This is a genomic window from Catenulispora subtropica, assembly GCF_039531675.1.
GTDB lineage: Bacteria > Actinomycetota > Actinomycetes > Streptomycetales > Catenulisporaceae > Catenulispora > Catenulispora subtropica.
Genome location: NZ_BAAAQM010000121.1, coordinates 1 through 1,742, shown reverse-complemented (window position 1 = coordinate 1,742; position 1,742 = coordinate 1). Strand labels below are relative to the sequence as shown.

Annotated in this window: 2 protein-coding genes; both read left to right on the top strand. The window is 72.1% G+C overall.

Annotated features, from left to right (window positions below):
* Window positions 1-585 (top strand): MBL fold metallo-hydrolase RNA specificity domain-containing protein (locus ABD466_RS44205; protein ID WP_344663317.1); only part of this gene is annotated, 585 nt, incomplete at its 5' end.
* Window positions 586-670: 85 nt separating this feature from the next.
* Window positions 671-1,570, top strand: coding sequence for a universal stress protein (locus tag ABD466_RS44200; protein ID WP_344663316.1), 900 nt, complete (start codon window positions 671-673; stop codon window positions 1,568-1,570).
* The last annotated feature ends 172 nt before the right edge of the window (window positions 1,571-1,742 follow it).

Here is a 1,742-nt window from a genome sequence, read left to right as displayed (position 1 = left end):
GACGTCCCCATCTACGTCGACAGCCCCATGGCCCTGACCGCACTCGACGTCTACCTGGAAGCTCTCAAGGCGCACCGTCCGCAGTTCCTCCCGACGGTGTCCGAACGCGGCATCGCGGAGCTGTTCCCGCCGCGCCTGCACCTCGCGCGGTCCCAGGAGGAGTCCCGGCACATCGACACCCGCCACGGGCCGCAGATCGTGATCTCGGCGTCCGGCATGGCCACCGGCGGCCGGATCCTGCACCACCTCAGCGCCGCCCTGCCGGACCCGCGCAACACCGTCCTGGTCGTCGGGTTCGCCGCCGTCGGGACCCGCGCCCGCGACCTGGCCGAAGGCGCCCGCACGCTGAAGATCCACGGCCACTACGTCCCGGTCCGGGCCCAGGTCGTCGAACTGCCGGGACTGTCAGCCCACGCCGACTACCCGGAGATCCTGGGATGGCTGGACACGGCGCCGGCGCCGAGGACCGCCTATCTCGTGCACGGCGAACCCGCCGCCTCCGAGTTCCTGCGCGAACGCATCGCCGAACAGCTGCGGTGGACGGCCGTCGTCCCACGGTCCGGGGAGAAGGTCCTGCTGCCGTGACACGTCATGTCCGCCGACCAGGTCCGCCTGCGCCATCCGCGCCTCGCACGCCGCCGGTCGGAGGCCGTCGAAGGAGGAGTCCGTCATGAAGCCCACCGTCGTGGTCGGCTACGACCGCTCACCGTCCAGTGAGCGGGCCCTGACCGAAGCGGGGCGCGAAGCCGCGTGGCGCGGCGCGACGGTCTCCGTCGTGCACGCCTTCCACTATGTCTCGGCGCCGTCCCCCATGTTCTACGTCCCGACGGACCTCGAGGTCGCGTTGAAGGACGCCGCCGAGGGCGCCGCCACTGAAGGCATGAACCTGTTGCGCGACCGCTATCCCGGGATGACCGTCGACTCGGAGGTCATCGCGGGCCCCGCCGCCGACGGTATCGCCGAGGCCGCCCGCGATGCGGACCTGCTGGTGCTCGGCAACCGCGGCCGCGGCGGCTTCGCCGGACTGCTGCTCGGCTCGGTGTCCCTGCGCGCGCTGGGCCACGCCAGGTGTCCGACGATGATCGTCCGGGGCACGCCGCGGGAACCGCTCGGCACGATCGTCCTCGCGCTGGACGCCGAGGACTCCGCCGCAGAGCTCTTGGAGTGCGCCTTCGCCGAGGCGTCCCGCCGCGACGCCCGCCTGCGGGTGGTGAACGCGTGGGACCTCGACTGGGGCTCCGCCGCCCGCGCCGAGTTGGACGACGAGGTCGAGCGTGCGAAGGCCCGGGCCATGGCGGAGGTCGAAACCGCCCTGGAGGAACTGCTGGCGCCGTATCGCGACAAGTACCCCGGCGTTCGGGTGAACGCCGAGGTCGTGGCCGGTACTCCCGGCGCGGTGCTGACTGAGGCGACCACGCACGCCGACCTGGCCGTCGTCGGCGCCCACCGGCGTGGCGACGGCCACCCCGGGATGCGGCTCGGACCGGTCACGCAGACGCTGCTGCACCACGCGGACTGCCCGGTCGTCGTCGTGCCGATGGGCCGACGGGTCCACCGCACCCGGGTCTGAGGGCCCTGGGCCGGAACTCCGGGCCGGGATGAAGTGAGCAATGCCGAGATATCCGACGTCCAGACTCCGTCACCACCGAAGGAAGCGATGATCATGCCGAATCCGGGAGTCACCCATGTGTGGATCACCACGGCGGACGGCGACCTGCTGCGCGCGGACCAGATCCGGCAGA

Coding starts and splice junctions, on each gene's coding strand:
- ABD466_RS44200 (WP_344663316.1), top strand. CDS start 671: ATGAAGCCCACCGTCGTGGTCGGCTACGACCGCTCACCGTCCAGTGAG.